This is a genomic window from Brevundimonas sp. UBA7838 (genome assembly GCF_002500885.1).
GTDB lineage: Bacteria > Pseudomonadota > Alphaproteobacteria > Caulobacterales > Caulobacteraceae > Brevundimonas > Brevundimonas vesicularis_C.
The window spans coordinates 1-5,084 of the sequence record NZ_DLTK01000106.1; the positions used below are offsets into that span (position 1 = coordinate 1).

The window sequence follows — 5,084 nt, forward strand, 5'->3', positions numbered from 1 at the left end:
TGGGGCACGCCGCGCATCGCCGGGCGTCTGCTGCGCCGGGTGCGGGATTTCGCCTCGGCCGAAGGGGCCGAGACGATCTCGAAACTGGTGGCGGCGCGGGCGCTGGCGCGGCTGGAGGTGGACGAGGCCGGGCTGGACAGCCTGGACCGGCGCTTCCTGAAGGCGTTGATCGAGAACTATGGCGGCGGGCCGGTCGGGATGGACACCTTGGCGGCCGCCATCGCCGAGGCGCGCGATGCGGTCGAGGACGTGATCGAACCCTATCTGCTGCAACAGGGCTTCATCATGCGCACCCCGCGCGGCCGCATGGCCTGCGCCAAGGCCTATGCACATCTGGGCCTCAGCGCGCCGGCGCAACCGGCCGCCGGCCCCGTGCCGGGCGACCTGTTCGAATAGGCGTTGCCAAGCGGGGCGGGCGGGGGTTTGCTGGGGGCGAACCGGAGCCGTCGTCCCATGATCCTGCGCACCCTGGCCGTGATGGCGTTTGCGGCCGGCCTGACCAGTCTGGCGCCGCCTGCGCGAGCGGCGGCCCCCGTCTTCACCGACAAGGCCTGTCCCAGTGATTGGCCGACGGGCCTGCGCGAGGTGCGGTGCGGGACCCTGAGGGTGGACGAGGCGCGCGACGGCTCGGTCAGCGATCGGCGCATCGACATCGCCGTCGTCATCTTCAAGGCCAGCGCGCCCTACAAGGACGCCTCGGGCCAGGCGCTGCCGCCGATGGTGATGTTCCACGGCGGGCCGGGCGGAGCCCTGACGCCGGGGGCGGGGCGGATGCTGGCGGCGCTGCGTCGCAATCCGGAAGCCTTTGCGGTGGATCAGGACGTGATCCTGTTCGACCAGCGCGGCGGCGGGGCGAGCACTCCGTCGATGGACTGTCCGGGCGTCGAACTGACCGATGCGGGGCCGCCGTCCGACAAGGACCGCGACGGGCTGATCGCCTGTCTGAAGGGGTATCAGGCGCAAGGGATCGACCTGAACCAGTACAACGCCGCCGCCATCGCCGACGATGTGAAGGACATGGCCCAGGCCCTGGGTCTGGCCAAGATCGACCTGTGGGGCGGATCGTACGGGCCGCGCATCGAGGCGGCGGTCATCACGCACCAGCCCCAGATCGTGCGCGCCGCCGTGATGGACAGCCCCTGGCCGCCCGAGGGCAACTGGACCGTCGGCACGCCCGAACAGGTCTCGGCGGCGGTGAAGATCATCCTGGCCAAATGCGCGGCCCAGGCGGCCTGCGCGGCGCAGCATCCGGACCTTCAGGCGCGGTTCGAGGTCGAGGCGCGCAAATGGCTGGCCGGTCCGGTGACAGGCAAGGATGGGCGCACCTTCACCGTCGACGACCTGTCGGCGTTCTTGATGGACACGACCTATAGCGCGACGGGCGTGCGCAGCCTGCCGGTCGATCTGGACAAGATCATCGCCGGCGACCTGACGCCGGTCGCGGAGATCGCCGAGGACCGCACCTATTATTTCGAGGGTCAGCACATGGCCCATCTGTGCAAGGAAGAACTGCCGTTCGAATCCAAGGCGTGGCTGGCGGCCGGGGCGGCCGGTGATCCGGTCGCCGAGGTGCTGGTCCCGTCGCTGTCGCGGCTGTTCGACGTCTGCGCGGCGGTGGGCGAACGGCCGGCGCTGCCGATTGAGAACCTGCCGGTCCAGACCGACATCCCGACCCTGTTCGTCGCCGCCGAGATCGATCCGGGCTGCCCGCCGCCGCTGACCGAGGCGGCCGCCAAGGGCTATTCGAACAGCCAGGTGGTGATCGTGACCAACGCGACCCACGGCGTCATCAACGCCAGCCCCTGCACGCGCAAGATGGCGCGTGACTTCCTGCGTGATCCGTCCAAGCCGGTGGATCGGACCTGCCTGCCCGCCGCCGACACGCCGCTGGACTTCACCCTGGATGCGCCCGCCGCATGAGGGTGATGCGCCATCGCAGCCCGCTTCAGCAGCGCCTGATAATCGCGGCGGCGCTGGTTCTCGCCCTGTGCGCGGTCGGCGTCTGGGTGCTGATGCAGCCGGCGAACACCTCGTCGCCCGAGCCGGCCGACGCGCGGGTGATGCGCCAGATCCGCACCCAGGCGGGGCGCGGCGCCGAGCTGCGCTACGCCGAGAACGGCGAAAGGCGATCGGTGTGCGGCTATGTCGGACGCGTCGCGGGCGGGCCGGCGGTGGGCTTCGTTTCCATCCCCAACCGCATCCTGTTCAGCGACGACCCCCTGCCGACCGAGTTCCGCGAAATGCGCCAAAGCTACTGCCCCGGCTTCATGGCCGCGCCGAACCGCCGGCCGTGATCCGTCGTCGGTTGAATGGGCCAACACTCGCCCTGATCGCACAGATCACGGCGACGGCGGCGATCAGCCTGCTGGCGATCCGGGCGGCCGGGGCAGGGACGGCGTCGGTCGCGGTCCAGGGCGCGGCGTTTCTGATCGGGGCGGTGGCGCTTTGGGCGGCGCCGCGGATGGCGCGGCCGGGCCGGGGCCCGAGGTTGATCTCGGCGGCGGCGATCCTGGTCGTCGCCGTCCTGATGCTGACGATGGGCGTGGAGATGCAAGGCGCGCATCGCTGGCTGGCGCTGGGGCCGGTTCTGATCCATCCCGCTTCGCTGCTGGGCGCCTCGCTGCTCTGGCTCGTGGCGCAGGATGCAGACGATGTGTGGACGGCAGGCGTCGCGGCCCTGACGATCCTGACGTTCGGTCTCGGCTTCGACGGGGCCGCCAGCCTGGCCTTCGCGGTGGGAACGACCGGGTTGCTGACGGCGGCGAGAGGCTCGTGGAAGACGCTAGCGCCGCTGGCGGCCCTGTCCTGGATTTTGGCGCTCTGGAGCCTGACGCGTTCGGAGGCGCTGCCGCGCGTTCCCTATGTCGAGGGTGTCGTGCCGACGGTTTGGGTCATGTCGCCGATCCTCGGCGTGGCGGCGGGCTTGGCGTTGGTCGTGCTGTCGGCCCCGTTGCTGTGGATGGGCTGGCGGGCGCGCGGTATCGGAGCCGCCGTCGGACTGGCCATGGCCGGATTCTGGATCGGTCTGTCGGCGGCCAATCTGCTGGGCGCCTATCCGGCGCCGGTGGTGGGATATGGCGCTTCGCCCGTGATCGGATGGCTTGTCGCGATCGGACTGGCTATGGCGACTGCACGACGCACGAGGTTTCAGTGACCGCAATCTCCGACCAACCCACCGCCGGCCGCTTCGAGGGGCGCGATCACCTGTTGCCGGTGCGCGTCTATTACGAGGACACCGATTTCACCGGCCTGGTCTATCATGCCAACTATGTGCGCTATTTCGAGCGGGGGCGGTCCGATTTCCTGCGCGCCATCGGGGTGGGGCACGCCGACCTTCTGGTGGAGGCCGAGCCGCTGGCCTTCGTGGTGTCGGAGTTGAACATCAAATATCTGAAACCGGCGCGGATCGACGACGCCCTGGTGGTGCGCACCGTCTACGAGCAGGTGAAGGGCGTGCGGCTGATCATCCGCCAGAGCGTGGAGCGAGCCGGCGAGGTGTTGTGCCGGGCCGAGGTGACGGCGGTGTGCATCCATCTGGACGGGCGGCCGCGACGGCCGTCGAAGGGTCTGGTCGAGAAGGTCACGCCGTGGCTGGCGGCCAGCGGGGCCGCCGACTAGGATCGCGCCAACGAGGGGGAAAACGTCATGGCCGCAGAAACCTACAAGATGTCCGCCAGCGCGGTGATCGTCACGATCCTGCTGTTCGTGCTGCTGATCGGCGGCGGGCTGGTGGGCTGTCCCTATTACAAGGTCTGGGAACGCAAGATGGCGGGCCAGGCCGAGCTGCAATACCAGCAGGGCGCGCGCCAGGCCCTGATCGCGCAGGCCGCTGCAGAAGACGAGGCGGCGATCAAGCGGGCCGAGGCGGCGACGCGCCGCGTCCTGGGCTGGGCCGACGCGGCCAAGCGCGGCTGCGCCGAACTGGGCCGGGCGGGCGATCGCCAGTGCGAGGAGCAACTGCTGAAGGACGCCGCCACCTATTCCATCGCCAAGGAAGGCCACGAGGGCGTCATCATCAGCGTCGGCGCCCCGGTCTCTGTCGCGGTCGATCCGAACGCGCGGCGGACGGCGTCCGAGTAACCTGCTGTTAACCCTTATGACGCGCCTGTCAGATGACGGGCGGACGGCTCGGGGCTAAACGGGCCGGACGCCACACAATGGTCACGTCCGCTCGGTCGAAGAGGGAACGTGACGATCTCGATTCCGCCCGGAGCGCCTGAATGACCACGCCTGTCGACGCCGCGATGATGAACCCGGTCGAGCTGTTCATGACCGCCGACTGGGTGGTCAAGAGCGTGATGATCGGGCTGGCGGCGGCCTCGATCTGGTCGTGGACCATCATCATCGACAAGGCGGTTCGGTTCACGGCGCTGAACAAGCGCGCCGACGAGTTCGAAAAGTCGGTTCAGTCCGGCCGGTCGCTGGAAGAGGTGGCGTCCCAGGCCGGACCCGAGCCGGACCACGCCCTGCCGCGCATGCTGGTGATCGCCCTGTCGGACTGGCGCGAGGCGCGTCAGCGCGGGGCTTTGAACGAGCATCAGGGCGACCTGCTGCTGGTGCGGATCGACAAGGCGATGAACAGCCTGATCTCGCGCGAGGGCCAGCAGATCGAGAATGGCCTGGGCGTGCTGTCGGTGGTGGCCACGGCCTCGCCCTTCATCGGCCTGTTCGGCACCGTGTGGGGCATCATGAATGCGTTCGGGCGGATCGCGGCGGCGGGCAACACCAATCTGACGACGGTGGCGCCGGCTATTGCCGAAGCCTTGTTCGCCACGGCCATCGGCCTGGCGGCGGCCATCCCGGCCTATATCGCCTACAACAAATTCTCGATCGACGCGGGCAAGTTCGTCGGCCGGCTGGAGGCCTTCGCCGACGATCTGCAGGCCGCCGTGGCGCGCCGCCTGGGCAGCCCGTCGGCCCCGCCGCCTCCGCCCCCGCCGTCCAGCGACCTCAGCCTGAAGCGGGGCGTCTGAGCCATGGCCATGGGCGGTGGTGCGAGCGGCGGCGGGCGTCGAGGGCGCAGGGGGCGTAAAGGGCCTCTGACCGAGATCAACGTCACGCCCCTGGTGGACGTGATGCTGGTG

At 69.6% G+C, this 5,084-nt stretch carries 7 protein-coding genes and 1 pseudogene; all 8 read left to right on the top strand.

Features of this window, described 5'->3' with window-relative positions; genetic code table 11:
* The coding region (locus B3T77_RS09700; RefSeq protein WP_292079141.1) for a Holliday junction DNA helicase RuvB C-terminal domain-containing protein at positions 1 to 396 on the top strand (396 nt) is incomplete at its 5' end.
* Positions 397 to 453: 57 nt separating this feature from the next.
* Positions 454 to 1,920: an alpha/beta hydrolase gene (locus B3T77_RS09705; protein WP_292079142.1), complete on the top strand. Its 1,467-nt coding sequence runs from the start codon at positions 454 to 456 to the stop codon at positions 1,918 to 1,920.
* Positions 1,921 to 1,925: 5 nt separating this feature from the next.
* Positions 1,926 to 2,294 carry a hypothetical protein gene (locus B3T77_RS09710; protein ID WP_292079144.1) on the top strand — a complete coding sequence of 123 codons (369 nt, stop codon included), beginning with the start codon at positions 1,926 to 1,928 and terminating at the stop codon, positions 2,292 to 2,294.
* Positions 2,291 to 3,154: a hypothetical protein gene (locus tag B3T77_RS09715; protein WP_292079146.1), complete on the top strand. Its 864-nt coding sequence runs from the start codon at positions 2,291 to 2,293 to the stop codon at positions 3,152 to 3,154. Before B3T77_RS09710 ends, B3T77_RS09715 begins: the two co-directional genes overlap by 4 nt.
* Before the next feature lie 5 nt (positions 3,155 to 3,159).
* A complete protein-coding gene (gene ybgC, locus B3T77_RS09720; protein ID WP_292079155.1) occupies positions 3,160 to 3,618 on the top strand; it encodes a tol-pal system-associated acyl-CoA thioesterase in 459 nt (152 codons plus the stop codon).
* Positions 3,619 to 3,645: 27 nt separating this feature from the next.
* Complete coding sequence (locus B3T77_RS09725; RefSeq protein ID WP_292079149.1) at positions 3,646 to 4,080, top strand: hypothetical protein; 435 nt, start codon at positions 3,646 to 3,648, stop codon at positions 4,078 to 4,080.
* Positions 4,081 to 4,220: 140 nt separating this feature from the next.
* Positions 4,221 to 4,973 carry a protein TolQ gene (gene tolQ / locus B3T77_RS09730; RefSeq protein WP_292079150.1) on the top strand — a complete coding sequence of 251 codons (753 nt, stop codon included), beginning with the start codon at positions 4,221 to 4,223 and terminating at the stop codon, positions 4,971 to 4,973.
* A 3-nt stretch (positions 4,974 to 4,976) separates the two neighbouring features.
* Positions 4,977 to 5,084, top strand: a pseudogene (locus B3T77_RS09735) (protein TolR); the annotation flags it as partial.